Raw genomic sequence first — 1,231 nt, forward strand, 5'->3', positions numbered from 1 at the left:
GTCGATGCACCCGCCGGTGGCGTCGTCGAGCAGGCGGGCGAACACCGGAGTGGAGTCGAGGTTGGGCAGCGGCATCCAGTCGACGCGTCCGTTGCGGCCGACGAGGGCGACCGTGCGCCCGTCGCCGATCGGTGCGTAGGTGCGCAGGTCGACGCCCGGAGCCGGCGCAGGGCGGACCGGCGAGGTGTCGTGCATGGGCCCCACGCTAGGAACCGAACCCGACCGTCGACGGAGGCTTGCATCCTCGCCCGCTTCGGAGTACGCGGTGCCCCGGCGCGCGGAGCGCGGAAAGTAGCAACCGATGCCCGTTCCTGCAAGCCCGTCCGCGCGCCCCGGTATGGGGCCTAGCGTCTCTCCCGTTCATTCCTCACGAAAGGGAGGTTCCCCATGGCCGATTCGACCTCGACGAAGAACAAGCGCCGCCCCGCCCGCGGCGGCTCGGGTGCAGGACTGACGGACGAGCAGAACGCGGAGAAGGGCTTCACCGCGTCGAAGCAGCTCAGTGAGAGCATGCAGAAGGTGCTGGTCGACCTGATCGAGCTTTCGCTGCAGGGCAAGCAGGCCCACTGGAACGTCGTCGGCAAGAACTTCCGCGACACCCACCTGCAACTGGACGAGATCATCGACGCCGCACGCGAGTTCACCGACACGATCGCCGAGCGCATGCGCGCCCTGCACGCTCTTCCCGACGGTCGCAGCGACGTGATCGCCGAGACGACGACGCTGCCGGAGTTCCCGCAGGGCGAGATCGACACCGCCGAGGTCATCGACCTCATGACCGAGCGTCTGGATGCGGTCACCGGCACGGTGCGCGACGTGCACGACGGCATCGACGAGGAGGACCCCACGACGGCGGATCTCCTGCACGAGGTGCTCGAGCGTCTCGAGCAGCTGGCCTGGATGGTCAGCGCCGAGAACCGCGTTCCGAAGAAGCGCTGACGGGAGTCGTCATGGCGAACATGTACACGATGCAGGACCCGACCACGCAGTTCCCGCGCCCGCCGTTCCCGCCGCAGCAGCAGGGCGCGCCCGGAACGGTCCACGAGATGGACCCCGCCCCGGACCACGGCGAGCAGAGCTACGTCGGCACGGGCCGGCTTCCGGGCCGCAGGGCGCTCGTCACCGGCGCCGACTCCGGCATCGGCCGCGCCGTCGCCATCGCCTACGCCCGGGAGGGTGCCGACGTGGCACTCAGCTACCTCCCCGCGGAGCAGAAGCAGGCCGAGGAGGT

General features: G+C 69.9%; 3 protein-coding genes. 2 read left to right on the forward strand and 1 reads right to left on the reverse strand.

Going from position 1 to position 1,231, the window contains the following annotated elements; translation table 11 throughout:
• A partial coding sequence (locus B4E30_RS10080; RefSeq protein WP_286795150.1) for a trehalase-like domain-containing protein occupies positions 1-195 on the reverse strand: 195 nt, incomplete at its 3' end.
• Positions 196-387: 192 nt separating this feature from the next.
• Here B4E30_RS10080 and B4E30_RS10085 point away from each other — a divergent pair.
• Together B4E30_RS10085 and B4E30_RS10090 are read left to right on the forward strand one after the other, a co-directional pair.
• Complete coding sequence (locus B4E30_RS10085) at positions 388-939, forward strand: Dps family protein (RefSeq protein WP_286795152.1); 552 nt, start codon at positions 388-390, stop codon at positions 937-939.
• 11 nt (positions 940-950) lie between these two features.
• A partial coding sequence (locus tag B4E30_RS10090; protein WP_286795153.1) for an SDR family NAD(P)-dependent oxidoreductase occupies positions 951-1,231 on the forward strand: 281 nt, incomplete at its 3' end.

Source organism: Microbacterium sp. UBA3394, assembly GCF_002358725.1.
Classification (GTDB): Bacteria; Actinomycetota; Actinomycetes; order Actinomycetales; family Microbacteriaceae; genus Microbacterium; species Microbacterium luteum.